Raw genomic sequence first — 26,537 nt, 5'->3', positions numbered from 1 at the left:
GTTCAACCACCTTTAGGCTCATTAGTAAATAGTTGGGCGGTATAGGCAAACGCCATTCCGCTCACAAGTCCACCTAAGTGTGCCCAATTAGCCATTCCAAAAAACAGCACATCAGCAAAGCCAAGCACTAACCAAACAAGCATAAAACCTACAATTGAGGTACTCACTAATGCCGGTTTATGCGGGTTTAAAAAACTATGAATCCAACAATAACCTAGCAAGCCGTATACCACGCCACTTAAACCGCCAAAATTAGGCCCAACAATTAAATATTGCGCCCAGCTACTGATTAAAGCAGTAACAAAAAACAGCCCTATTAGACTCAATTTTCCACATTGCTTTTCAATATTGTCTCCAAGCGATACCCACCATATTAAATTAAACACTATGTGGATTGCGCTAAAGTGAACCAAGGCCGGCGTTAACCAAGTTATAGGAGACGAAGGATCAAATTGTAATGCAGAATAAATACTCTCAAACCCACCCAATAAAAACGCAACATAAATAACAATACTAAATACACTGACTGACTGATTAAGCCAACTCAGCGCTTTAAATCGCGCTATGAGATTTAGCGATTGCCCTTGATACTTTAGGGGCGATTGCGTACTACCTACATGCCAAGAAGCTTGCTGATATCGTGGATGAGAGGGATTTTGAGTAAACTCAACCCAAAGCGGTTGTACTTTATGAAAATGCTCTTCAGATACACTAATAACAACATGGCTACCATCGGTTGAATGTAGGCGCCCATCTAAACCTTGGCTTTTTAAATAATCTATAAAGCCTTGTGCGGCACGCGGGTTATTTAAACTGCCAAGTTCTATCATCGTTCTACTTTCTCGCTGTAGGCTGCTTCCCAAGCTGTAAAACCGCCATCCATGCTATATACATCCTCAAAACCTTGCTCAACTAAATAACTTGCAGCACCTTGCGAGCTCATACCGTGGTAACACACAATTATAATGGGCTGATCGAACTCTTTTTCCATCATAAACTGTGCAATATTGGCATTTGATAATGCCTCAGAGCCTGGGATATGGCCCGTTTGATACGAGTTAGGATCGCGTATATCTGCAATTACTACGTCTTCTTTGTCTAATAACTCATGCGTTTGCGCAATCGATATATGTTTAAATGCCATTGAACTCTCTTTAATAAATAAAATAAAAAAGGCGGCCATAGCCGCCCTTCTTGTAATTTTTTATGGAATTAATCCCAATTTAAAATTACTTTTCCTGACTGACCTGAAATCATCATATCAAAGCCAGCTTGGAAGTCATCTACAGAATACTGATGCGTTATGATTGGGCTTAAATTAAGACCTGACTGAATCAAACTTGCCATTTTGTACCAGGTTTCAAACATTTCGCGACCATAAATACCTTTAATCACTAAACCTTTAAAAATAACTTGGTTCCAATCTACCGCCATATCTGATGGCGGGATACCTAACATGGCAATTTTACCACCGTGGTTCATGTTATTAAGCATTGAATTGAATGCGCTTGGCACGCCTGACATTTCAAGGCCAATATCAAAGCCTTCTGTCATGCCTAAATCGGTCATAACCTCTTCAAGCTTTTCGTTGGCAACATTTACCGCGCGAGTTGCGCCCATTTTACGAGCAAGCTCTAAGCGATATTCATTTACATCAGTAATTACAACATGACGCGCGCCTACATGTTTAGCAACGGCTGCAGCCATAATACCAATTGGACCAGCGCCTGTAATAAGGACATCTTCACCCACTAAATCAAACGAAAGCGCTGTGTGTACCGCATTGCCAAACGGGTCAAAAATAGACGCTAGTTCATCTGAAATGTTATCTGGAATTTTAAACGCGTTAAATGCAGGGATCACCAAGTATTCAGCAAACGCACCTTCGCGGTTAACACCAACACCTGTGGTATTACGACATAAATGAACACGCCCAGCACGGCAGTTTCGACAATGCCCACAGGTAATATGACCTTCGCCAGAGACGCGGTCACCAACAGCAAAACCACGAACTTCTTGTCCCATATCAACTACTTCACCAACGTATTCGTGGCCAACTACCATAGGCGTAGGAATCGTTTTACTTGCCCACTCGTCCCATTTATAAATATGAACGTCAGTTCCACAAATAGCCGTTTTGCGAATTTTAATAAGCAGATCGTTGTGGCCAACTTCTGGTTTTGGCGCATCTGTCATCCAAATGCCCGGCTCTGCTTTTAATTTAGATAATGCTTTCATGAATTACACTCAACAAAAAACCGAAAAGACTTCGGTTTATTAAAAATTAAATAACGCCCATTTCTTTACCAATACGAGTAAAGGCAGCGATCGCTGTATCAAGCTGCTCGATACTGTGCGCTGCTGAAATTTGCGTACGAATGCGAGCTTGCCCTTTTGGTACTACTGGGAATGAAAAGCCAGTCACATAAATGCCTTCTGCAAGTAATTTGTCTGCCATAAGTGATGCCACTTTAGCGTCGCCTAACATAACGGGGATAATGGCATGGTCTTTACCTGCGCAGGTAAAACCCGCCGCTTCCATTTGTTCACGGAAGTACTTAGCATTTGACCAAAGCTTAGCCCGAAGTTCGCCGCCATTTTCAAGCATTTCTAGCACTTTAATTGATGCTGTAACAATCGAAGGAGCTAGTGAATTAGAAAACAAGTATGGACGAGAGCGCTGGCGTAGCCATTCAACAATTTCTTTTTTACCTGAGGTGTAACCACCTGATGCGCCGCCAAGTGCTTTACCTAATGTACCAGTAATAATATCTACTCGGTCAAGTACATTACAATACTCTGGTGTACCTTTACCGTTTTCGCCAACAAAACCAACTGCGTGAGAGTCATCAACCATAACAAGAGCATCGTATTTATCGGCCAAATCGCACACGGCTTCTAAATTACAAATTACGCCGTCCATAGAAAACACGCCGTCGGTTGCAATTAATTTAGTTTTAGCACCCGCTTCGTCTGCAGCAATAAGTTGCTTTTCAAGATCGCTCATGTCGTTATTCGCATAGCGAAAACGCTTAGCTTTACATAAACGAACGCCATCAATAATTGACGCATGGTTTAATGAATCAGAGATAATGGCATCTTCTGCGCCTAAAATCGTTTCGAATAGGCCAGTATTAGCATCAAAGCATGACGAATATAAAATGGTGTCTTCGGTTTCTAAAAATGCACTAATTTTTTGTTCCAGTGTTTTATGAATATCTTGCGTACCACAAATAAAGCGCACAGAGGCCACACCAAAACCATGCTTACTTAAGCCATTTTGGGCAGCTTCAATTAGCTCTGGGCTATTAGCTAAACCTAAGTAATTGTTAGCACAGAAGTTAATAACACTACCTGAGGCAACTTCTATTTGAGCTTGTTGCTGAGACTTAATAATACGTTCGTTTTTGTACAAACCTTCTGATTTTACGTCTTCAATTTGCTGTTGTAGCTGGCTAAAAAAAGCAGATGTTCTCATCTGTGTTCTCCATTTAATTGAACGGGTAAACAACAACATTTTAGTTACTGTTTAAGATGGGGGGTATTGTAAAAGTTTAGCGAAGAAAATGCACGGTTTGCAGTTCGTCGCAAAGTGGCTGACTGGCAGGAATTCCTGCCAGTTTACAGCCAATTAGGGTAGGGTTATTTACCTGCTTAAAAGTGCAGTTAACTCATTGATTGAATCAATAACTAAATCAGCATGTTGAGGTGCATCGCTCGGTAAATTTTTACCAGACCTTACTAATACTTTTACGCCAATACAGGCGTTACTGGCCGCTTGCATATCACTAAGCTTGTCGCCCACCATAATACTTTTTTCTGTGTCGATGCTATGGGTATCAATACCCTCAAGCAACATACCCGGTGCGGGCTTTCTGCAATTACACTGTTTTAAATACTCAGGTAATGCCTTTTTTGGGTGGTGAGGACAAAAGTATACATCGGCCACTTCGATGTCATGCGCACTAAATTGGTTTTTCATCCAACCTGTAAGCATTAGGAAATCGTGTTGTGTGTAATATCCTCGCCCAATCCCCGATTGGTTGGTCACTATGATTATTTTATAGCCTGCATCGTAAAATGCTTTACAGGTACTAAATACACCGTCAATAAATTCAAAATCTTCACTTTTATATACATAACCATGATCAATATTAACGACTCCATCACGGTCTAAAAAAAGGGCTTTATTTTGTTGTAGGCTCATTTTAATGACTCTTTTTTTACAACATGGTCAAACATTGCCTTTACGCTTTCTACGCTTATCTGGCTCATTAAATCATCGCCTTTAACGCGGGTCCCCCACGGTACTTGCTGCGCCGTTTTACCGGTTTGATTAAGTAAGTTTTGATGATAAACCTCAACGACGTAGTTTTGGTATAAATAGGGGCCTGTGCGTGCAGGGTTTGAATGCGCATATAAACCAATAACAGGCGTGCCAACGGTTACTGCCATATGAGCAGGCCCAGTATCGGGGGCAAGTACTAAATCAGCTCTTTTTAATACACATAACAGCTCTTTAAGCTTAGTTTTGCCAACTAAATTTAAAATAGGGCTGTTGCAATGTTTAATAATATTATTCGCTAAGTTTACTTCAAGCTCGGTAGGCCCGCCGGTTAAAGCAACATTAAAACCTTGCGCATGCGCGTGGTCAGCTAGTGCAGCATAGCGTTCAGGCAACCAATTGCGCTGAGCTTTACTAGCCGCTGGCGAGATAACAAATAGCTTGTTAGCTAAATACTCTTGCCCTAATAACTCGTCTGCTCTGCTTTGATCTTGTGTGCTGTAAGGCATTTGCCATGAAGGCGTGTAATCATCGACACCTATTGCATTAGCAAAACCTTTAAAGCCCTCTAATACATGCGACTCTTTTTGCGCTGCTATGCGTTTATTTATAAATAAGCTGTGTAGCTCTTTTGAGCGCGCCCAATCAAATCCTATTTTTACTTTTGCAGGTATACAGCGTGCTACAAAGCCTGCTCTTAATGCCACCTGCATATTAAGAAGTACGTCAAACTGCTTACCTTTAAAGGTGTTTTTTAATTTCTTAAGCGCAGCGTTACCTTCTTTTTTATCAAAAATTACCAGCTCTACGCCTGGTAAATCAGCAAGTAACATAGCCTCTACTTTACCCATTACCCAGGTTATTTTTGCATTAGGGTGCGCTTTTTGAATTGCTTGAACAGCACTAACCGCATGGCAAACATCACCAATAGCAGAGAGTCTTAAAATACAAATAGAGGAGTAATTAGGCACTTGAGTCACGCATTCCGTTAGGCTTTAAATAATAGGTTAAGATCTTAAATTATACTCGCGTTAATGCAAGTACTTATCCTGCGCCATAAAACACGTTAATATAGGCGCATTATTGAATTATTTTAACAAGCTATGTTTAATACACTAAAGCAAGGCAAGCACACTATTTTAAGCCATCCAGATTATTTAAACCTTGTTGATATAAACTGGTTTGATGCAACTTATTGGCAACAGCAAAATAAAATAGTGGGTGCTAAAAAAGGCCGTGCTACGGCATGGTTTTTTAAACACGATAACTTAACCGCTGTGCTCAGGCATTATTGGCGCGGTGGATTAGTTGGTAAGGTATTAAGCGATCAATACCTTTACCCTGGCCTTGAAAATACGCGCGTTTACAAAGAATTTAGCTTAATGATAAAGCTTATTGAACTTGGCCTAAATGTGCCTAAGCCCATTGCAGCTAAAGTATTTCACAATGGTTTGATTTACCGCGGCGATATAATTACACAAGCGGTAAGCGGCGCTAAAAGCCTGCTCGACATTTTAATTGAGCGCCCTTTAAATAATGATGAGCTTGAAAATATAGCCAGCACTCTTGCGTCATTTCATATTAAAGGGGTGTACCACGCTGATTTAAATATCAATAATATTTTATTTAATGAAGACGGCGACGTATATGTTATCGACTTTGACCGGGGTGAAATTAAGCTGCCAAACGCACAATGGCAGCAAGCTAATATGGCTCGCCTTGCACGTTCATTTTTAAAAGAACAAGGCCGGAACAATAGCTTTTATTGGCAAAGTAACGACTGGAAAACTTTGCATACTATTTATAAGCAAAAGCTATCTGCTTAGCGCTAAATACTGCTGAGAAACTTGCTCAGCACTCACTTTTTGCAAAATATCGGCGCTTTCCACGCTCGGCTTATTTGCTAAAACGTGTTTTATTTTAGCCGCTAGCTCTTCGCTATTTCCTAGAGGTACTAAGTAATTAACCAGCTCGCCTGTTAATATTTCACTCGGCCCGAAGGTACAATCAGTACTCACTACAGGTGTACCCACTGCTAACGCTTCAATTAACACTGTTGGCAACCCCTCAAAGTCAGAGCTTAAAACTAATGCCTGCGCGTGTTTAATCCAATTATACGGGTTTTGTTCAAACCCGGGGACAACTAATCGCTCTGCAATGCCATACTCTTTTGCAAGCTTAAACGCTTTTGCTGGCTTATTACACAAAAGCACTAATTTGTATTTTTTATCAAGTTTGGCAAATGCTGCAAATAAAATATCGTGGCGCTTTTGCTTAGCTAAGCGACCAACATGAATTAAATAAGGAGACTGCGGGATAGCCGTATTAATTTCATCTGATTGGCGTTTTATTTCAGATAAGTTAAATGGATTATAAATAGTAGTTATTGCGCTTGGCGTAATTAAATCGCCTTCGATGATTTCTTGCTCTACCCCTTTGGATACACAAACTAGTGACTTACCATTTAGGTTTTGTTTTGATTTTTTAAGATAGCGATAAGAAAACGGGCCTAATTTTTTTTGCCTAGCCAGCTCTGCGTTGACTGAGTTATGTACAACAAAATGTACATTTTTAACTGCACTTTTAGCAAGTAAATTATTACTTCTATCAAGGTTTGAAAGCACTAAATCTATCGCGCCTATGTCTTGTTGTTTATTGCTAAACCAGGCTTCTAACATTACAACGCTTTTATTTATGTTCCAAAAACGGTCTACTTTTGAAGCCCTATCAGAAAATAAACTATCGACCTTAACGCATTCAGGAATATCGTATTCAATGGAGCTTGCAAGTGATAATAAAGTAACATGATGCTCAAGTTCAACAAGCTGCGCAGCCAAAGTAAGCATCACTTTTTCTGCGCCACCGCCAACAAGAGAGTCAATTACTATCACAATGTTCATGCATGGCTTCCTACGAGCATATTTTTTACAGCACTGGTAATTACGCTATAGCTTTGAGGGTTCTCTAATTTATGGTATTTAATTAAGAGAGATTTGTAGCGACTGTCTTCTATTGCGTGTTCAATTTTAGAGACTATATCATCAGCATTAAGGCTTGCTTTAATAACTACACCTGTATTAACACAATTTTCTAGGCGAGCGTGTTGATCCTTTGAAATAGCGCAAGCTATTACAGGGGTTTGCAATGCAATGGCCTGCAACAAAGTATCACCAGCACTTAATAAAGCCAGCTTAGCCTGACTCAACAAGGCTAAAAAATCCGTTCCCTCTAAACTTGTTAAACAAATAATCTCGCTTGTTTTTGGTATTCTTTTTGTATAATTAGAACCAAACACGACCACTGTTTTTAAACCCGTTTTTTTTCCCGCTTTAAGCGCGGTCTCGAAGTAGGTGTCTGCACAATTTAAATTATTAAATGTATGTCCACCAGAGCCTGCATTTACTAATAAGTAGTTATTCTCTTCAAGCCCATATTTGTTCAAAACTTGCTTTTTTTGCTCAACTGAAGCGTGTGCAACGAAAGGGCCAACATTATACGGGTGAGCAAGGGGAAACATATCTAGCTTTGTATTTTCCACCCAACTTAAAGGCGCAATGCAATAATCTGGCTGTACAACCCAATGCGCATCAATTAAATTTGCACGGTTTAGCTTTAACCCTTTTGCGCGCTTTTTTTCATGTTGAGAGATAAAAACAACTTTAGCGCCAACCTCTTTTGCCGCTTTCATGTGTGCTGCGCGCCCAGCACAATCAAATACAACTACGTCTGGTTTGTATGCAGTAATAAAGTCGCACACTAATGTAACTTCTTTGGTTGCTGAAGTCTCAAGTAAGGTGGTATCAAAGGGGCAATTATCAGCGTAGGCTGTATACTTATTTAAAATAAAATGAATATCAAGCATCCCAGCAAATTCGGCGAGTAACCCATTAGCCAACGACAACGAGCGCATATATTCACCAATTCCTTCTGGTGACGATACTGGAATAAATAAAAGTCGTTTGTTGCTCATTGCATTCTCAATTTCCTATTTGATCTTTAGTATATCAATCAGGCCTTTGTTACGATAGATAGGTTACATTTTTATACATTTAATTGACCCTATAAATTTGAATATTTACTGCAATAACATACTTAGATTGGTAAACTTGCCAACAATCTTAATCACAAGGACCTGAACTTTGCGACACAGAATTTTTATTCTTTCAACATTATTTAGTGCTATCAGTTTATCTGTTAATGCTGAACCATGGGTTAAACCAGATGACTACGGACTAAAAGCTGATATACAACAGCTAGCCGACGCCGGTATTATTTTAGCGCCGGTAACAACATACCCGTTAATGTGGAAGAGCTTTATTAATGATGTTAACAGTATGCCCATCGAGCAATTATCTCCAAGCTTGCAAGACGCATTACTGCGTGTTAAGCATCGTTATAAATCTGAAAACGCAAGTTCACATAGTGTGCAATTATCAGCTTATGCAGCCACAGATCCAATACATACAACGAGCTTTGGCGCTACAAACACTCAAGAATCTGAATTAAGCGCAGCATACGCTTACCTTGGGGATAATTTTGCAGCAAAGATTGCTATTAACTACCGAAACGATGGCAAAAAGTGTCTAATTGAAGGTAAAACAACTGATGATATAGCCTTAGATGATCAAGCGCTTGAAGATTGTAACGACACTTCATTTGACGATAGCTATTTAGCATACCGCTTAGGTAATTGGATTTTTAGAGCCGGCGCCGTAGAGCAATTTTGGGGACCTGGTGTTGATAACAGTTTAATTATATCAGGTAATGCCAAGCCACTACCTGCTCTGAGTGTAACGCGTGAGCAAAGCACTGCGTTTGAAACCCCATGGTTAAGCTGGATAGGGCAATGGAGCTTTACAGCTCAAATGGCAAAACTCGAATCAACCCGCGTAATTCCTGATGCATTACTTTGGAGCAGCCGTTTAAATATTCGCCCAGTTCAACAGTTGGAAATAGCGGTAAGCTGGTCTGCACAATGGGCTGGCGAAGGACAACCTGGCTCTGCAGGTGATTTTATTGATGTAATTACCGGGCAAACCCAGTGTGTAGATGGCAATGAAAGCTGCGATAGCTCATTAGAGTCTAAAATTGGTAACCAGCTAGCAGGTATTGACGTTCGTTGGGCTGATACATTATTTAGCCACCCATACGCTATTTATGCCAGCACCATAGGTGAAGATGCCAGCTCACAATTTAAACCAGCCGATAGAGCTTACTTATTTGGTGTGCAAACGACCCAACGCATTTATGATCAAAATGTATTAGTGAATGTAGAATACATAGATACAGGTGTTTCGTGCGCAGCGGAATCAACCAATGAAAACTGTTATTACGAACACACTGATTACAAATCAGGTTACCGCTACCACGGCAGAACTATAGGTTCAACGTTTGATAATGACGCACAATCTGTAGTATTAACATTATTAGGTCAACTTTCGAATGGTGATGACTGGCAGGTAAAATTACGTAGCGTGGATTACAATAGTGATAATAGTGATAAAGCCCCTGATAATCCTGATATAGGTAATACAATTACTAAGACGGGTTATAACTCAAAACAGCTTGAACTTCGTTACAGAAAAATCACCATGGGTGGGCGTTTAACACTAGGTGCTTTTGCATCTCAAAATGACGATGCGGAAAATGACACATCTGCCTTTGCTAAATACGAATATAACTTTTAGCCAGTATTTTAAATACACTTTATTCAGGCTTTAAAAAAGGGGATGAGAGCAACGCTTTCATCCCCTTTTTTATACGCAAAATATACTTACTGCTTTATTTTGCTAATCACTTTTGATGTAGAACAACCATCTAAAAATGTTAGCACTTCTACTTTTCCGCCATGGCGCAGTACATGATCGGCCCCTGCTATTTGCTCTACAGTATAATCGCCACCTTTTACTAAAATGTCAGGGCTTATTTGCTCAATTAATTTAGCGGGTGTATCGTTTTCCTCAGCGCTGCCAAAGGGGATTACCCAATCAACAGAGGCAAGTGCACTTAATACCATTGCGCGCTCATCAAGTGGATTTATTGGGCGCTCAGGGCCTTTTAAACGGGTAATAGATTCATCATTATTTAACCCTACAACGAGTCTATCTCCGCGCGCTTTAGCTTGTGCTAAATAGCGCACATGGCCTGCATGTAAAATATCAAAACAACCATTGGTAAATACAATGGTTTCGCCGTTTTGTTTTGCAAACTCAATATGCTGTAGCACATCATCAAATGGGGTTTGGTAGTGCTCGCCATTTGTGTGTAAGTACTGGCCTAACTTTTGACTTAGCTCTTCTGGTGACACTGTGGCTGCACCCAATTTACTTACCACAATGCCTGCAGCTAAATTAGCAATTTCTACTGCATCTTTAGGGGGCATACCTGCTCCAAGCATTACAGCTAAAGTTGCAATTACGGTATCACCTGCGCCAGTTACATCGCTTACTTCTAGCTGCTGAGCTGCAAAGTCGTGCTTTTCATCGGCATTAATTAACGACATACCTTGCTCTGAGCGTGTAAGTAGCATGGCTTTAATACCATTTTTACTAATAAGCTCACGAGCACTTTGCGCTAAAATCTCTTCAGAGCCTGTTTTACCGCCTGCTAAATTAAACTCATGTAAGTTAGGCGTAATGTAGTCTGCGCCCTCGTATAAGTGTAAGTCTGGCGATTTAGGATCGATAAGTACGGTTTTACCCGCCGCTTTTGCAATACTCACCATCTCTTTAATTAAGCTGAGCGAGCCTTTACTGTAATCAGAAAACACCACAAAATCGTATTCATCAAGCACCAGCTCTAAGCGATTTAATAACAGCTGGCTATGCTGCTCGCTAAAGGTTTCTTCTAAATCAAGGCGTACAAGTTGTTGATGGCGGCTAATAACACGCATTTTAGAAATAGTCGGTAAATCACATACACTCACAAGTTGTGAACTTATTTTTTCACCTTTTAAAATTGTTTCTAAAATTTGCCCGCTTTCATCTTCCCCAATTAAGCCAAGTAGCCCTACTTTGGCATCAAGCCTAGCAATGTTTTTAGCAACATTGGCAGCGCCACCGGCTTTGTCTTCAAACTTGCTTACTTTTACTACAGGTACTGGCGCTTCTGGCGAAATACGCCCAGTGTCACCGTACCAGTAGCGATCGAGCATTACATCGCCCACCACTAAAATACGCGCTTTAGATAAGTTTTTTAATAGCGATAAATCCATTACTGCTGCTCCGCAACAACCATATCTATGGCTTCACATAACCAGTGGCCAATAAACATATGCGCTTCTTGAATACGTGCTGTTTCATCGTTTTTGATAATAATTGGCAGCTTGGCAATGTTTTTTACTTTTCCGCCATCACGACCTGTTAATGCAACAGTATACGCGCCAATTTTATTAGCAGCTTCAAGTGCTAAATTAATATTTGCACTGGTACCTGAGGTTGTTAAACCAATCACTAAATCTTCTGGTTTACACAGCGCCTGAACTTGGCGCTCAAACACGGTATCAAAATGGTAGTCGTTACTGTGCGCAGTAAGAATTGACGTATCAGTTGTGAGCGCCATAGACGCAAGCGGTCCTCGCTCTAATTTATAACGTACTACAAATTCGGCCGCTAAATGCTGAGCATCCGCTGCACTTCCGCCGTTACCAAACCAAATAACCTTACCACCAGCTTGTAATGCACTATGGCATGCTTCTAATAACTGCATAGACTCTTGATGATAAGCCTCCATCGTTTCAAATAAGGCTTGATGACGGTTTAAACTTTCAACGTAGCTTGTTGCCACAGAATCGATAATTGACATGAAAAATTCCTCTAGGAACTGAAATGGCAGGAAAAAATGAAATCCATTATTCCACAGTTTTATTTAGTTGTGTGTATTTTATAGGAATATAGCTGAACTGGAACATAATTTAGTGCTTCACATGTTCAGAAATTATCACTTTCGCGTTAAACTAAGGGCACTTACCTCAATAAAAGTTCAGTATGGCACGCATTTTTTACTCATTCGCTTTAATTTTAATTAGCCCGCTGATTGTATTTTACTTATATGTATTAAGAGGTAAAAAAAACAAAGGCTACCGCGCACACTTTAAAGAGCGCTTTGGCTTTGTGAGCAAAAGCTTATTTACAAGCAAAAGCAAACCGTTAGTTGTGCACTGCGCCTCTGTAGGTGAAGTACTTGCAGCTGCACCACTTATTAAAGCGCTGCAAAAACAACACCCCCAGCTTAATATACTTATTACCTGCAATACCCCTACAGGGCGCGAGCAAATAATTAATCAGTTTAAAAATACCGTGGCGTGTAGTTATTTACCTATGGACTTTGCGTTTTCGACCGCCCGATTTTTAAAACGTATTAACCCACAAGCACTATGCATATTAGAAACCGAGCTTTGGCCAAACTTAATGGCAATAAGCCATAAAAAGAACATTCCGGTACTGGTACTTAATGCACGCTTGAGCGAAAAATCGCAACAAGGGTATCAAAAGGTTACCAAGTTAACGCAAATAATTATGCGTTCAATCACGGTACTTGCAAGTCACAATAAAAAAGATGCCGAGCGGTTTATTGAGCTAGGTTTACCCCCCTCAAAAAGCCATGTTACAGGCTCAATAAAGTTCGACATTACGCCAAGCGACGAACAACTGACTAAAGTGGCAAATCTTAAATTCGTGTATAAAACTCAAGAGCGTTTTGTATGGGTGGCAGGCTCGACTCACCCACTTGAGCACGAAATGATATTAAACGCCCATCAGCAACTATTAAAAAAGTACCCAAATGCACTTTTAATCATTGCCCCGCGACACCCTGAACAGTTTGATAAAGTAGCCGACACGTTAGCTCAAAGCCCACTTAGCTTTAGTCGTCGCAGCAACAATAACTATCAAAACGAACACGTACTATTGGCCGATACACTTGGCGAACTGCAATGTTTATATGGCGCTGGTAATGTAAGTTATGTAGGAGGTAGTTTAATTCGCCGCGGCGGGCATAACCCACTTGAATCTGCAGCTTTTTCAGTTGGTGTTATAACTGGCCCATATACGTATAACTTTGATCATATCTACCCTGAACTTATAAAGTTAAAGGGGGCTGTGGTTGTTGAAAACACTGATGAGCTTGCTACACAGTTAATTAATTTAAGCCAAAACACTAAAGCCTGCCAAACTTTAGGGAATAAAGCGCAGCAGTGCGTATTAAAAAACCAAGGCGCCATTAAAAAAACATTAACCATAATTAATCAGTATTTAGAGCCATAAGCATGACCAATTTAGCTATTACTCAAACCCGTGAGTGGGTATCGTCGGTTATTGTAAAATATAACTTTTGCCCATTTGCCCGCAAAGAAGTTGAGAACAACTGCATTCATTATGTGCTTAGCCCAGCAGTAAAAATTGATGATGCGGTAATGGATATGCTTGAGCAATGTACTCAGCTTGATCAAAATCCAGAGCGCGAAACTACATTAATATTGTTTGATAACGGCTTTAGTGATTTTGAAGACTTTTTAGATTTAGTTGATTTAGCCAATGCGCTACTGGTTGCACAGGGCTTTGAAGGTAAATATCAAATTGCTAATTTCCACCCTGACTACGTATTTGCCGACAGCGATGAAGATGATGCCGCAAATTACACAAACCGAGCTCCTTACCCTACACTACATTTAATACGCGAACTAAGTATGAGCGAAGCGCTTGAAGGCTATGACGAGCCAGAATCTATCCCTGAGCACAATATTAAACTTGCAAGGCGAAAAGGCATCGACTTTTGGCAGCAGCTTTTAGAAGGCATAAAAAAACCGAGCGCATAAACGCTCGGTTTTTAAGTATCAAATTCAATATTATTTTTTAACCCAGCTGCCATTTACTTCAACATAATGACCACTTTGGGTTTTTTCGATTGTTTTAGCCGCTGCGAGTGCTTCTACTTGGGCGAGCGATAAATTGTTCTTTTTAGCTAGTTTTAAATACTGAGCTTTACGCTTTGCGTTAATTTCTTCAACAACAGCTTTAGCTTCGCTATTTTGTACTACTAAGCCTAAATAACCCGAACTGTTCTCACCCACTAAGCCTTGGTTTTTAGCGTCATCTAAACTAATCGCCCACGCCGAAAACGACAAACATACCGCACTTACTAGAGTGGCAATACTTAATTTATTTTTTATAGTCATCATTTAGCTCCTAAAATAATTCGCTGTCGTCACTGAACAGGGTATCGAGTTCTTTATCTACTTTTACTCGAATTTCGTGATCTACTTTTACATTTAGATTGATAGTTATTGGCTCTTTCGCTGCCACCTCTACTCTGTGTGTACATGCGCTTAGTGCGCTAATAGCAGCAAGGGCAATGATTGCCTTAATGCTTAACAAATTTTTCATCATTAGTTTCCTTTTTGAGAATATTGCTGCTCAACTTTTTGTGTTATTTCGTCACTTAATCTTAGCGCTCTAAGTAGCGTAAACACGTTTTCTTCGTGGTTATAGTTAAAATTAACTTGCTGCTGTTGTGGCGCATTAAAGCCTTGTAAGTTAACACCTAAATTTAACCAACCATCACTTTTAAGTGCCACTGTACTATTAAGTTTTTGTATATCAAGGTTTTTAAGTAAGCCCAGTACAGGTTGTAATTCTTGTTGCTGTTGCATAACAGAGTCAAACGCTTCGTTATTGTTAATAATAAGCTTACCTTCACCTTGGTTTAATAAGCTGCCGTTTGTAACCTCTACGCCACTGTCACTAAAATGAAGGGGCAGCCACCCTTTTAATCGGCCCGTTAAGGTAATTCCCGACTTGTCATCAAGGGTAATAAGCTTACTCGCATCAATATCTTTAAAAGTAACATTAGCTGTTTGCTGCGATTTTAAAAGCGTGTATTTATCTAATTCAAATACCCCATCAAACACATTACCGCTTATATCAAATGCTTGCGCGCTATTGTTAACCACTTTTATTTTGCCATTAATATTATTAACTACTGCGCCAGCTCTTAATTCATTGAGGTTAAAGGTAGTTGGCTCAACATTAAGCTGCCCTGAATCATATTGCCCACTAAGTTGCGCACTAAACTGGTTAGCTAAGTAATCGTTATAAAGCGCACTGGTATCATCAATAGTTAAATTAAAATTAGCTTTTTGTAAGTTAACATCGCCACTAATACGCCCACCAAACTCGCCTTGAGTGAGTTGAGCTAACGGCTCAAATTGGCTAACAATTGAATTTAGCAAAAGTACATTTTGCTGCGGGACTATTACTTCAAACGGGTGTTCTACTTTAGAAATATGGTGATTAGCCACCAGCTCTATACCGTTTACAAATACATGATGAGACGCTTTAAGCGCTCGGCTTTGAATGCCCTTTGAATCCACGTTTATATTTTCTAAATCAATGCTCGAGCTTGTCAGTGTACTTATTTGAGTATTCGCTGCTAAATGAGCAAATAACTCACCCACGCCTAAGTTTGCCTTTGCACTGAGGGTATTGTTGATACCAGTGAGCTTATACTCATCGTATTGAGCGCTTTTAAACTCACTTTTTAAAACCACGCTTGCATCGAGCTTTTCACTCATACTTGCCACTAGTTTACCTGTGTAAGTGTTAATAGTAGTGCCATAAGCAACGGCTTTGTCAAAGCTAAAGGTAGTACTTACTTTACCTACGGGCTTAAACTCAATAAGTTGAGTAACTGTAAAATCCCCTTTGGCTTTAATATTATTAGCCTCAGCCGGTAAAAATTCAGGCAAAGCGGTAAGCGCAATATCGTAATTGCCACTTAGTTGTGTGTTTTCAAGCTGCGTATTAAGCACTACAGCCTTTATATCGTCAGTGTGTAGCTGCGCTTTAAGCTGCGTGCGCGCACTTTGCAACGGTGTAGCAGTATTAACGAACGTATCTGTAAAGGTTATGTCTATCTCTTGCTCTGTTTGCTCATCGCTTGTAAGCGTTATTAACGGCAAGGTTAAGTTATTATCTACTAGGCTTATTGGTTTAGGTAAAGCCCAGTGCCAATTAAGGGGAAGTTGCTTAACTGCAAAGGCCTTGTAATCACCTTCAGGAATAAGAGATTGGCAATTATTACTAAGCATTACGTTATTTTTAAGCTTGCTTGGGTCAAGTGAAAGCTTTTGGGTATTTAAATTATACGCAGTGCTTAGCACCCCTTTAGTAATATTACTAATGTCGCAGTTTTTGAATTTATAGTCATACCGCGCCTGCAAACTCCCAGTGGAGCTTCCCTCTATCCCATTAAAGCCAAATGCTTGCGATGTATTAAAGCTAAGGCCACTAAATAACGTGTTATCGGTTTTAAGTAATTGTTTAAGCAATTCATCACTAACTTTAAGCTGCCCTTGTACCTTATTATTGTAAAGCGTTGCGCTGGCACTTAAAGCACCACTTACTACAAACTGGTTAAGCTTAGGCTCGTTAATACTTAAAATTAAAGGCTGATTTAAAAACTCACTGTTTATACTTAGTTGCTCAACTGTAATTGTTGGCCTTTTTTCGGGCAGGGCTAAATCTAAAATTGTTGCGGGACTACTTGCTTTATCACTTTGAGGAAGTGGATTTATATTAAGCGCCGCATGTTTAATTTCAACATGGCGAGTATTTGCGGTAATACCTGTAACAACAAGCTCTTGATTTTGGTAACTCAAGCACGCTTTTTGTACATGCACATTTAGCTTGCTGGTAAGCGAAAAGTCTAAACAACTTAAAGTAACACCCGCTTTGTCAAGTTGAGGCGCTACAGCCCATTGTAATAGTGGCAAACGAAATACATAGCCAAGCAAAACTACACTTAGCAATACAGTACCCATAATTAAACCAACGCGCTTTAACATACTATCCTTATAAGCTTTTATTAATACCTTACAAACTATCGCAATTTTAAATCTACGCAATCAAAAAAGGCTGCACAGGCAGCCTTTTTTATTTTACAGCTAGATTATGAATCTAGCTTGTATAGGGAGTGATTGTGATCACTAGCCTACATTTTTACGTGCATTGCGGAACATACGCATCCACGGGCTATCCTCTTTCCACTCATCTGGGTGCCAAGAGTTAGCTACAGCGCGAAATACACGCTCAGGGTGCGGCATCATTACTGTTGCACGGCCATCAGTAGAAGTAATACCCGTAATGCCTTCTGGTGAACCATTCGGGTTAGCCGGGTATTGCGTTGTCGGGTTACCGTAGTTATCTACAAATTTAACCGCGACAGTGCCGCTTTCAAGCGCAACTTGAGTGGCAGCATCATTTGCAAACTCAGCATGGCCTTCACCATGAGATACAGCAATTGGCATACGCGACCCAGCCATACCACTGAAGAACACAGACGGATTCTCTTGTATTTCTACTAAGCTAAAGCGTGCTTCAAAACGCTCAGACTTATTAGTGACAAAACGAGGCCAATGCTCAGTACCTGGAATTAACTCTTTAAGCGTTGATAACATTTGGCAACCATTACACACACCTAAACTAAAGGTGTCTTCACGGTGGAAGAAATTTTGGAACTGATCGCGTGCCATATCGTTAAACAATATAGACTTAGCCCAACCTTCACCGGCGCCTAATACGTCACCGAAAGAGAAACCACCACATGCCACTAAGCCTTTAAACTGCTCAAGGGTTAAACGCCCTTCGAGGATATCGCTCATGTGTACATCAACAGCAGCAAAACCAGCACGGTTAAACGCAGCAGCCATTTCTAGGTGCGAGTTAACGCCTTGCTCACGTAAAATAGCCATTTGTGGTTTAGCACCTGTCGCAATGTATGGCGCAGCTATATCTTCGTTTAAGTCAAAGTTAAGTTTTACGTTTAAGCCTGGATCTTTTGCATCAAACTTGGCATCAAACTCTTGTTTAGCACAATCAGGATTATCACGACGTGCTTGCATTTGGTACGTTGTTTCGGCCCAAATAGTACGCAATTCAGTACGAGTATGATTAAGTACCGTTTGTTCGCCGCGGTTAAATACAATGCTATCGTCGCTATTAAGCGAGCCAATCACGTGACTAATTGCAGATACACCGTGTTGTTCAAACACTGCATTTACGGCCTCTAAGTCGCTGTTAGCCACTTGAATTACTGCACCAAGCTCTTCGTTATAAAGTGCTTCTAAGTCTGAGCCAGTTAAACCCGCTAAATCAACGGTTACACCTGTGTGCCCTGTAAATGCCATTTCAGCTACGGTAGTAAATAAACCACCGTCTGAACGGTCATGATAAGCAAGTAGTTTGCTATCTGCTACAAGTGCTTGCATAGCATTATAAAAGCCTTTAAGTAACTCAGGGCTATCTACATCAGGTGTAACATCACCAAGCTGCTTGTAAACCTGTGCAAGACTTGATGCACCCATGCGGTTTTTGCCAGCACCTAAATCAACTAAAATAAGCGATGTGTCGCCTTTATCAGTGCGTAACTGTGGCGTTACTGTTTTACGTACATCATCAACACGGCCAAAGGCTGTAATAATAAGCGATAACGGCGACGTTACTGATTGCTCAGCACTATCGTCTTCGTTTTTCCATGTCGTTTTCATCGACATAGAATCTTTACCTACAGGTATAGTTAAACCAAGTGCAGGGCAAAGCTCTTCGCCAACCGCTTTTACGGCTTCGTAAAGGCCTGCGTCTTCACCTGGGTGACCCGCTGCGGCCATCCAGTTAGCAGATAGCTTAATGTTCTCAAGGCTGCCAATGTTTGCACAGGCAATATTAGTTAACGATTCAGCCACCGCTAAACGCGCCGAAGCACCGTAATTTAATAGTGCCGCCGGAGTACGCTCCCCCAGTGACATGGCTTCACCGTGATAAGTATCGTACGTTGCCGCGGTCACTGCACAGTTAGCAACAGGGATTTGCCAAGGGCCAACCATTTGATCCCGTGCAACTAAACCGGTAACTGAGCGGTCGCCAATGGTAATTAAGAACGTTTTTTCTGCAATGGTAGGTAAGCGTAATAAGCGCTGCGCAGCATCTGCTACGTCAATAGCGTTTGCATCTATGGCAGTACCAGTTACTTGCTGAGATGTTACATTGCGGTGCATTTTAGGCGCTTTACCTAATAATACATCTAGCGGTAAATCAACAGGGCTGTTATCAAAGTGGCTGTCTGCTACGGTTAAATGACGCTCTTCTGTGGCTTCACCAATTACTGCGTACTGTGCGCGTTCGCGCTTACAAATGGCTTCAAAACGGTCAAAGTCTTCAACAGCTACAGCAAGTACATAGCGCTCTTGCGATTCATTACACCAAATTTCATGAGGTGCCATGCCTGGCTCATCGTTAGGAATATCGCGTAGTTGGAATTTACCACCACGGCCACCATCGTTTACCAGTTCAGGAAACGCATTTGATAAACCACCAGCGCCTACATCATGAATAAATGCTATTGGGTTTTCGTCGCCTAACTGCCAACATTTGTCGATGACTTCTTGACAACGACGTTCCATTTCTGGGTTTTCACGTTGGACTGAAGCAAAGTCTAAGTCTTCGTTTGATTGGCCCGATGCCATGCTTGATGCTGCACCACCGCCTAAACCAATGTTCATAGCAGGGCCGCCTAGCGCAATTAGTTTTGCGCCTACAGGAATATCGCCTTTTTGAACATGATCAGAACGAATATTTCCTAAGCCACCGGCAAGCATAATTGGTTTGTGGTAACCACGTACCTCTTCCCCATTGTGGCTTGTTACTTTTTCTTCGTACGTGCGGAAATAACCTAATAAATTAGGACGACCAAACTCATTATTAAATGCAGCACCGCCCAGTGGGCCATCCATCATAATATCAAGGGCATTGACTATACGACCAGGCTTACCAAAGTCGCTTTCCCACGGTTGCTCGTAACCTGGTATACGTAAGTTAGAAACCGTAAAGCCAACTAAACCTGCTTTTGGCTTAGAACCACGCCCTGTTGCACCTTCGTCACGAATTTCACCACCTGAACCGGTAGCCGCGCCAGAGAAAGGAGCTATTGCTGTTGGATGGTTATGGGTTTCAACTTTCATTAATATTTCAATGTCTTCTTGATGATACGCATATTCACCTTGCGCATTCGGGAAGAAGCGACCCGCTTTTGAGCCTTTCATTACGGCTGCGTTATCTTTATAAGCAGACAATACATTTTCAGGGTTGTGCTCAAAAGTATTTTTGATCATTTTAAACAGCGATTTTGGCTGTTCAATGCCATCAATTGTCCAATCAGCATTAAATATTTTATGACGACAATGCTCTGAGTTTGCTTGTGCAAACATAAACAATTCTATGTCGTTAGGATTACGACCTAGCTTTTTAAAGTTCTCTACTAAGTAGTCTATTTCGTCATCGGCAAGAGCAAAACCTTGATCAACATTTGCTACAGCTAACGCTTCGCGACCACCACCTAAAATATCAACTGATGACATTTCACGAGGAGAATCATTACGGAATAACTGCGCTGCTGCTTCAAGCTCAGTGTGTGTAGCTTCGGTCATACGGTCGTGTAATAACGCCGTTACTTGTCCAAGTTGCTCTGCACTTAGCTCACCTTCTATATAATAAGCAATACCGCGCTCTACACGGTGGACCTGTTTAAGGCCACAGTTATGCGCTATATCGGTTGCTTTAGATGCCCAAGGCGAAATGGTACCAGGGCGAGGTGTAACAAGTACTAATGTGCCAGCTGGGGTATGCTCGGCAATAGTTGGACCGTAAGTTAATAGCTTTTCAAGCTTGGTCTGCTCATCAACACTCAAAGGCGATGTTAAATCGGCAAAATGAGCATATTCGGCATATACGTTAGTGACTGGAAGTTGCGATTGCTGGCAACGCGCTAAAATTTTATTAACTCTGAACTCTGACAGTGCTGGTGCACCACGAAGGATCAACATAGATAATTTCATCCGGGGTTAGGGATTGAACGATATTTTAGGCACGCATTATAGTCCAATTAGTCATCATATTTAACTCCAAATTACGCTTTTCATAAAATTAACTTCTTACGCTTTATTTATTCTCTTCCCTACTAATAAAATAAATAGGAAAGTGACGAAATGATTAAGTTTTGTTATAACGGGTGTTAGCGTGTTAAAGGGGCACTCAATGTTCAAAGAAAAGCTAATAACAATCATTACTTTAGTTATGCTGTTGTGTGCATGTAATATGCAAGAACAGCCAACTCAACTCGCCCAAATTAAAGAGCAAAACAAAATACGTGTGGGCACGTTGGCAAGTGCGAGTAATTATTATCAAGCAGTGCAAGGCGAGCAAGGCTTTGAATATGAGCTTTCTCAAGCGTTTGCCGATTACTTAGGTGTTGAACTGGAAATAGTCCCTTTTTTTAATTTATCTGATATGTTTGAGCGCTTAGAAAGTGGTGACTTAGACCTAATTGCCTCAGGCCTTACATACAATAAAACGCGCGCACAGCAATACCGCTATGGCCCTACCTACAGAACAATAAGCCAAAAATTAGTATATAAACAAGGTCGTGTTCGTCCTCGTAAATTTGACGATTTAGAAGGTAACTTTACGGTTATAGCCAAAAGCAGTCACTCTCTTACTCTACAAAAAGCGCAAAAAAACAACCCATCACTCACCTGGACCGAGAGTGAAGAGTTTGATGAAGAGGAACTACTTCAAGCTGTTATAGATGGTGAAATAGACTATACCCTAGCCGATTCGCATACATTATCGCTTTTTAGGCGCTATCATCCTAATTTAAGTATTGGCTTTTCAGTCAGCCGTAATGATCCAATAGCGTGGATACTTCGCAAGTCAAAAGATGACTCTTTATACGCCTTACTCGTGCCATTTTTTGGTGAAGTAAAACAAAACAACCAACTTTATGTACTCGAAGAAAAATATTTTGGTCATGTACGCCAGTTTAACTATGTGAATACATTAGCTTACATAGAAGCAATAAAAGAAACGCTCCCTACATATCAACCATGGTTTGAGCAATACGCAGGGGATCTTGACTGGCGTTTACTCGCAGCATTAAGTTACCAAGAGTCGATGTGGAACCCTCGCGCTAAATCCCCAACGGGGGTTCGTGGTATTATGATGCTTACACGCAGTACAGCTAAACAAGTTGGTGTAACTAATCGCCTTGAGCCAGAACAAAACATTCGTGGTGGTGCTCAGTATCTAAGTAAATTAATAACCCGTATTCCTGATAGAATACCTCAGCCAGACAGAACTTGGCTTGCTTTAGCTGCTTATAATGTTGGTTGGGGTCATGTAAATGACGCGCGTATTATCACCCAGCAACAAGGGGCAAGCCCTGATAAATGGGCCGACGTGAAAAAGCGTTTACCGTTATTGATCAAAAAACGTTATTACCGTAAAACACGCTATGGCTATGCTCGTGGTGACGTTGCAGTTCATTATGTTGATAATATTCGCAGATACTACGACGCACTGGTATGGCTTGATGAAAACAATGCAATGACAGAAGAAAATACCACTACAGAGCATAATAGCGACAGCAGTATAAAACAAAATGAATCGCCATAGCGGTTCAATGAATTAGTAGTAAATTTAGTATTTATAAAAGATTACAACTCTAAAGCAGTGAGTAACTAAAATATCTGTTTACTTGTCATGAAATGATCACTAATGTGTGATAATTGTATATCTTAACATTTTCAAAGATATGCCTTGTGCCTTTCTCACTCTCACGCATTAGGAGAACACATGCTAAAACGTAGACGCACGCAAAAATTAAAAAGAAACGTTATTTATTCAACGGCAACACGTCGTCGTATCATGTTACGTGGTTTACATAAAAAAATAATATGGCGTCGCAGAATGTTTGCAATGCAACAAATGGAAGCATCAGACACCCTACCTGTAGGCAATTGATAACGTATTTTTAAGCTTCACGAGCAGCTTTTTTGGCTGCTTTAATTTGTGCTCTTCTTCGTTTAAAAAATTCAGAAATAGTGTTTCCGCATTCATCAGCTAATACCCCTTTAACAACTTCAACTTGATGGTTAAGCCTTGGTTCTTGCAGTAAGTTCATAATAGAACCTGCTGAGCCGGTTTTTGCATCTGTGGCGCCGAAGACTAAACGCTTTATTCTGCTATGTACTAACAGACCTGCACACATTGAGCATGGCTCAAGTGTTACATATAAGGTGCAATCAATTAACCGATAGTTATTTAGCACTTTACCGGCTTCTCTCACAGCAATCATTTCAGCATGAGCTGAAGGGTCATTATCTGTAATAGAACGATTGTATCCAGCCGCTATAAGTTGATTATCTTTTACTAAAACAGCACCAACGGGAATTTCGTTAAGCAACTCTGCTTGTTTTGCATATAAAAGCGCTTGCTCCATCCAATAAGCGTCGTCAAATGGCTTGTTCATTATTTCTTCTTCAATTGCCTTTTATGCTTTAATTATACCTAGTTAAAACCCTAAAGCGTGTCATTGATTACTTTATTGCAAAAATAAAACACTATTTAGCTGTTAATAATGGCTCACTGCCGCTGATTTACGTTATAATCTCACGCTTTTTTTATTTAGCTCACAACACGGGTAGCGAATGAAATTTCCTGGACGCCGCAGGCATAAACATTATTTTCCAGTGGAAGCCAAAGATCCACTAACTAATCAACTTAACGCAACAGATAGATTACAACGTAGCTATATTACGGGTATCGATCAAATCGTTGTTGATATCGAAGCAAAAGTTGATCAAGCTTTCCTTGATGAGTTTCAACTACGCAGAGGCATGTCACAGGTTATAGACAGTGACATAACAAATTCTCTGTACGACCGTTTAAAATTAAACGACATGGTTGATTATGAGTTTGCAGGTGGAACAATTGGTAACACAATGCACAACTACTCTGTGCTTGCCGATGATCGCTCTGTTTTATTAGGTGTAATGAGCGAAAACATTAAAATAGGAAGCTACGCATATCGCTTTTTATGTAATACCTCAAGCCGTGTAGATTTAGATTATTTACAGCCTGTTGACGGACCGATTGGCCGTTGCTTTACCCTAATTGATGAAACGGGCGAACGCACCTTTGCAATCAGTGCGGGTTTAATGAATTACCTACGCCCAGAATCAATAGATAAATCGTTAATAGAAAACTCATCGGCTTTAGTCATTAGTGCATACCTTATGCGTACACAAGATGACGAAACCATGACAGATGCAACTATGCAAGCTGTTAAATATGCTAATGATGCTGGCGTTCCTGTTGTTCTAACACTAGGCACTAAGTTTTTAATAGAGCAAGATCCTGCATGGTGGGCAAACTTTGTTGAAAAGCATGTAGACATTCTTGCTATGAACGAAGAAGAAGGCTTTGCTATTACAGGATTTGAAGACCCGCTTTTAGCTGCAGACAAAGCATTAGACTGGGTGGACCTTGTTATATGTACCGCAGGTGAGAAAGGGTTATTTATGGCAGGCCACGTTGATGACAGCTTTAAACGTGAAACTGAATATCCACTACTGCCAGGCGCTATTGCAGACTTTAACCGTTATGAATTTTCACGCGCTATGCGTAAAGCTGATTGCGAAAAACCTATAAGAGCTTACAGCCACACGGCCCCTTTTATGGGCGGACCTGACTCAATCAAAAATACAAATGGTGCAGGCGATTGCGCCCTAGCTGCTGTACTACATGATTTATCAGCAAATGTTTATCACAAACTTAATGTGGCAAACTCAGCGAAGCACGATCAACAAGCCATTACATATTCATCTCTTGCACAAATTAGTAAATATGCAAACAGAGCAAGTTATGAGGTACTTGTGCAACACTCGCCGAGGTTATCGCGTGGTTTGCCTGAGCGTGAAGATTGTTTAGAGCAAGTTTATTGGGAGCAATAAGCTCCCTATACCTTTCTAAAAAATAGAAATATCGAGCTTTTTAGATAGCAGCTCTAATGCTGCTATCCCCGCGACTGAGTTACCAAACGAGTTTAATCCTGGCGAATAAACTGCAACAGTAAATTTATTCGGTAATACCGCAAGAATAGTACCTGAAACCCCTGACTTCCCGGGCATACCCACTCTATATCCAAAATCGCCTGCAGCATCATACAGACCACTGGTAAATAATAATGAATTAAGCTGTTTATTTTGACGACTACTTAAAACACGCTTACCAGAGAGTTGATCAATGCCTTTATTTGCCAAAAAATTATATGCCTTAGCTAGTTCAACACAATTAAGCTCAATAGAGCAAAAATTAAAGTATGACCAAAGCACATCATCAACTTCATTCTCAAAATTACCAAATGATTTCATTAAATGTGCCATAGCAGCATTACGGTGCCTAAATTCATACTCAGAGTTAGCCACTTTTTTATCAATCACAATACCGCGGTTACCTGATAGCAACCTGAATGTTTCGAGCATAGAATGCATAGGTGCAGACAAACGGCTATAAAGCGCATCACAGGTAACAATAGCACCAGCATTTATAAATGGGTTACGCGGTATGCCTTTTTCAAATTCAAGCTGAGTAAGCGAGTTGAAAGCAGTACCTGAAGGCTCTTTACCTACTCTACTCCAAAGTTCATCACCATAACGCTGTAACGCCATAGTTAATGTCATCACTTTAGATACAGATTGAATAGTAAAGCGCTGCGAACAATCACCTGCGCAAATTATGTCACCCTCAGTAGTATATATAGCAATAGAAAACTGCTCAGGATCAACTTCAGCAAGTGCAGGAATATAATCGGCTACTTTTCCCTTAGACAATAAAGGGGCGACTTCTTGAGTGATTTCATTTAATACACGTTGGTAATCTGTAGTAGGCAATTAACACCTCAAATAGGTTTAGGTAAATGAAAATATTACCATGTCTCAGATTAAACGAGCTAGTTTAGTTGAATGAAAAATATTTATTAAATTTTGGGGATAAAAGCAGACGCTAACCTCGTTAGTGAGGCACGGGTTGACGTTTTAAGTTAGTGCGTTTACGCAAAAAACCCGTTACATTAATGTAACGGGTTTCTCTTAATTAAATCCTAGTAATGTCGTGGTGCCCACAGCGGTGGAGAGTCACATAGCAAATGGGATAATATCGTTGGCCGGGGCTCGCCTTCGAGCTGTTTTGTTTCACTACTGAGTTCGGCATGAGCTCTTGGCTATTTTACTAAACCCCAGACAGTAAAAAACCCGTCACATTACTGTAACGGGTGTCTCTTAATTAAATCCTGGTAATGTCCTACTTTCACATAGCAAATGCTACACTATCATCGGCGCTGTTTCGTTTCACTACTGAGTTCGGCA

Annotated in this window: 23 protein-coding genes; 7 read left to right on the top strand and 16 right to left on the bottom strand. The window is 40.6% G+C overall.

Going from position 1 to position 26,537, the window contains the following annotated elements; all coding sequences use genetic code 11:
• Positions 1–2 precede the first annotated feature (2 nt).
• The 6 genes from glpG to KZZ04_RS14040 all read right to left on the bottom strand — a co-directional run bounded on the left by glpG (position 3) and on the right by KZZ04_RS14040 (position 5,265).
• Positions 3–830, bottom strand: a complete 828-nt coding sequence (glpG, locus tag KZZ04_RS14065; protein WP_138527519.1) for a rhomboid family intramembrane serine protease GlpG — start codon at positions 828–830, stop codon at positions 3–5.
• Positions 827–1,144, bottom strand: a complete 318-nt coding sequence (glpE, locus tag KZZ04_RS14060; protein ID WP_138527518.1) for a thiosulfate sulfurtransferase GlpE — start codon at positions 1,142–1,144, stop codon at positions 827–829. The genes glpG and glpE overlap by 4 nt, the downstream gene beginning before the upstream one ends.
• Positions 1,145–1,212: 68 nt before the next feature.
• Positions 1,213–2,238 carry an L-threonine 3-dehydrogenase gene (tdh, locus tag KZZ04_RS14055; protein ID WP_058404927.1) on the bottom strand — a complete coding sequence of 342 codons (1,026 nt, stop codon included), beginning with the start codon at positions 2,236–2,238 and terminating at the stop codon, positions 1,213–1,215.
• Positions 2,239–2,284: 46 nt separating this feature from the next.
• Positions 2,285–3,478, bottom strand: a complete 1,194-nt coding sequence (locus KZZ04_RS14050) for a glycine C-acetyltransferase (protein WP_138527517.1) — start codon at positions 3,476–3,478, stop codon at positions 2,285–2,287.
• A gap of 168 nt (positions 3,479–3,646) precedes the next feature.
• The gene (gene gmhB / locus KZZ04_RS14045) at positions 3,647–4,207 is read right to left on the bottom strand and encodes a D-glycero-beta-D-manno-heptose 1,7-bisphosphate 7-phosphatase (protein WP_219423004.1); all 561 of its coding nucleotides are present in this window, start codon (positions 4,205–4,207) and stop codon (positions 3,647–3,649) included.
• On the bottom strand, positions 4,204–5,265 hold the full coding sequence (locus tag KZZ04_RS14040; RefSeq protein WP_138527515.1) for a glycosyltransferase family 9 protein: 1,062 nt from the start codon (positions 5,263–5,265) through the stop codon (positions 4,204–4,206). The genes gmhB and KZZ04_RS14040 overlap by 4 nt, the downstream gene beginning before the upstream one ends.
• A 123-nt stretch (positions 5,266–5,388) precedes the next feature.
• Between KZZ04_RS14040 and KZZ04_RS14035 the strand changes: the two genes are divergently transcribed.
• Positions 5,389–6,111 carry a 3-deoxy-D-manno-octulosonic acid kinase gene (locus KZZ04_RS14035; protein ID WP_138527514.1) on the top strand — a complete coding sequence of 241 codons (723 nt, stop codon included), beginning with the start codon at positions 5,389–5,391 and terminating at the stop codon, positions 6,109–6,111.
• Here KZZ04_RS14035 and KZZ04_RS14030 read toward each other — a convergent pair.
• The gene (locus tag KZZ04_RS14030) at positions 6,100–7,185 is read right to left on the bottom strand and encodes a glycosyltransferase (protein ID WP_219423003.1); all 1,086 of its coding nucleotides are present in this window, start codon (positions 7,183–7,185) and stop codon (positions 6,100–6,102) included. The two genes, KZZ04_RS14035 and KZZ04_RS14030, sit on opposite strands and share 12 nt — an antisense overlap.
• The gene (locus tag KZZ04_RS14025; RefSeq protein WP_058404921.1) at positions 7,182–8,255 is read right to left on the bottom strand and encodes a hypothetical protein; all 1,074 of its coding nucleotides are present in this window, start codon (positions 8,253–8,255) and stop codon (positions 7,182–7,184) included. Before KZZ04_RS14025 ends, KZZ04_RS14030 begins: the two co-directional genes overlap by 4 nt.
• Before the next feature lie 169 nt (positions 8,256–8,424).
• Here KZZ04_RS14025 and KZZ04_RS14020 point away from each other — a divergent pair, with 169 nt between their 5' ends.
• Positions 8,425–9,972, top strand: coding sequence for a capsule assembly Wzi family protein (locus KZZ04_RS14020; protein WP_138527512.1), 1,548 nt, complete (start codon positions 8,425–8,427; stop codon positions 9,970–9,972).
• A gap of 86 nt (positions 9,973–10,058) precedes the next feature.
• On the opposite strand, the gene hldE is transcribed toward KZZ04_RS14020, so the two are convergent.
• Both hldE and KZZ04_RS14010 read right to left on the bottom strand, forming a co-directional pair.
• Positions 10,059–11,498 (bottom strand): bifunctional D-glycero-beta-D-manno-heptose-7-phosphate kinase/D-glycero-beta-D-manno-heptose 1-phosphate adenylyltransferase HldE, encoded by a 1,440-nt coding sequence (gene hldE / locus KZZ04_RS14015; protein ID WP_219423002.1) that lies wholly within the window; start codon positions 11,496–11,498, stop codon positions 10,059–10,061.
• Positions 11,498–12,088, bottom strand: coding sequence for an SIS domain-containing protein (locus KZZ04_RS14010; protein WP_058404918.1), 591 nt, complete (start codon positions 12,086–12,088; stop codon positions 11,498–11,500). The genes hldE and KZZ04_RS14010 overlap by 1 nt, the downstream gene beginning before the upstream one ends.
• Before the next feature lie 182 nt (positions 12,089–12,270).
• Here KZZ04_RS14010 and waaA point away from each other — a divergent pair, with 182 nt between their 5' ends.
• Entirely contained in the window at positions 12,271–13,548 is a 1,278-nt protein-coding gene (gene waaA / locus KZZ04_RS14005) for a lipid IV(A) 3-deoxy-D-manno-octulosonic acid transferase (protein ID WP_138527511.1), read from the top strand.
• 2 nt (positions 13,549–13,550) lie between these two features.
• Positions 13,551–14,099, top strand: coding sequence for a DUF1415 domain-containing protein (locus KZZ04_RS14000; protein ID WP_138527510.1), 549 nt, complete (start codon positions 13,551–13,553; stop codon positions 14,097–14,099).
• Between the two features lie 30 nt (positions 14,100–14,129).
• On the opposite strand, the gene KZZ04_RS13995 is transcribed toward KZZ04_RS14000, so the two are convergent.
• The 4 genes from KZZ04_RS13995 to purL all read right to left on the bottom strand — a co-directional run bounded on the left by KZZ04_RS13995 (position 14,130) and on the right by purL (position 21,158).
• The gene (locus tag KZZ04_RS13995) at positions 14,130–14,459 is read right to left on the bottom strand and encodes a YdbL family protein (RefSeq protein ID WP_138527569.1); all 330 of its coding nucleotides are present in this window, start codon (positions 14,457–14,459) and stop codon (positions 14,130–14,132) included.
• 10 nt (positions 14,460–14,469) lie between these two features.
• Positions 14,470–14,667, bottom strand: a complete 198-nt coding sequence (locus KZZ04_RS13990; RefSeq protein ID WP_138527568.1) for a YnbE family lipoprotein — start codon at positions 14,665–14,667, stop codon at positions 14,470–14,472.
• A gap of 2 nt (positions 14,668–14,669) precedes the next feature.
• Entirely contained in the window at positions 14,670–17,126 is a 2,457-nt protein-coding gene (locus KZZ04_RS13985) for a YdbH domain-containing protein (RefSeq protein ID WP_219423001.1), read from the bottom strand.
• Between the two features lie 141 nt (positions 17,127–17,267).
• The gene (purL, locus tag KZZ04_RS13980; RefSeq protein WP_219423000.1) at positions 17,268–21,158 is read right to left on the bottom strand and encodes a phosphoribosylformylglycinamidine synthase; all 3,891 of its coding nucleotides are present in this window, start codon (positions 21,156–21,158) and stop codon (positions 17,268–17,270) included.
• A gap of 211 nt (positions 21,159–21,369) precedes the next feature.
• Between purL and mltF the strand changes: the two genes are divergently transcribed.
• Entirely contained in the window at positions 21,370–22,785 is a 1,416-nt protein-coding gene (mltF, locus tag KZZ04_RS13975) for a membrane-bound lytic murein transglycosylase MltF (RefSeq protein WP_138527507.1), read from the top strand.
• Positions 22,786–22,965: 180 nt separating this feature from the next.
• Positions 22,966–23,133, top strand: coding sequence for a hypothetical protein (locus KZZ04_RS13970; protein WP_171034590.1), 168 nt, complete (start codon positions 22,966–22,968; stop codon positions 23,131–23,133).
• A 10-nt stretch (positions 23,134–23,143) separates the two neighbouring features.
• Here the strand turns inward: KZZ04_RS13970 and tadA are convergent, their stop codons facing one another.
• A complete protein-coding gene (gene tadA / locus KZZ04_RS13965) occupies positions 23,144–23,641 on the bottom strand; it encodes a tRNA adenosine(34) deaminase TadA (protein ID WP_058404912.1) in 498 nt (165 codons plus the stop codon).
• 178 nt (positions 23,642–23,819) lie between these two features.
• Here tadA and KZZ04_RS13960 point away from each other — a divergent pair, with 178 nt between their 5' ends.
• Positions 23,820–25,124, top strand: coding sequence for an inosine/guanosine kinase (locus KZZ04_RS13960; RefSeq protein ID WP_138527506.1), 1,305 nt, complete (start codon positions 23,820–23,822; stop codon positions 25,122–25,124).
• 15 nt (positions 25,125–25,139) lie between these two features.
• Here KZZ04_RS13960 and glsB read toward each other — a convergent pair whose 3' ends face one another.
• Complete coding sequence (gene glsB, locus KZZ04_RS13955) at positions 25,140–26,063, bottom strand: glutaminase B (RefSeq protein ID WP_138527505.1); 924 nt, start codon at positions 26,061–26,063, stop codon at positions 25,140–25,142.
• Positions 26,064–26,537: the final 474 nt, after the last annotated feature.

It is taken from the genome of Pseudoalteromonas sp. CR1 (genome assembly GCF_019392235.1).
Lineage (GTDB): Bacteria > Pseudomonadota > Gammaproteobacteria > Enterobacterales > Alteromonadaceae > Pseudoalteromonas.
Note: the sequence above shows the minus strand (reverse complement) of the source record. Positions and strands in the feature narration are given on the sequence as shown.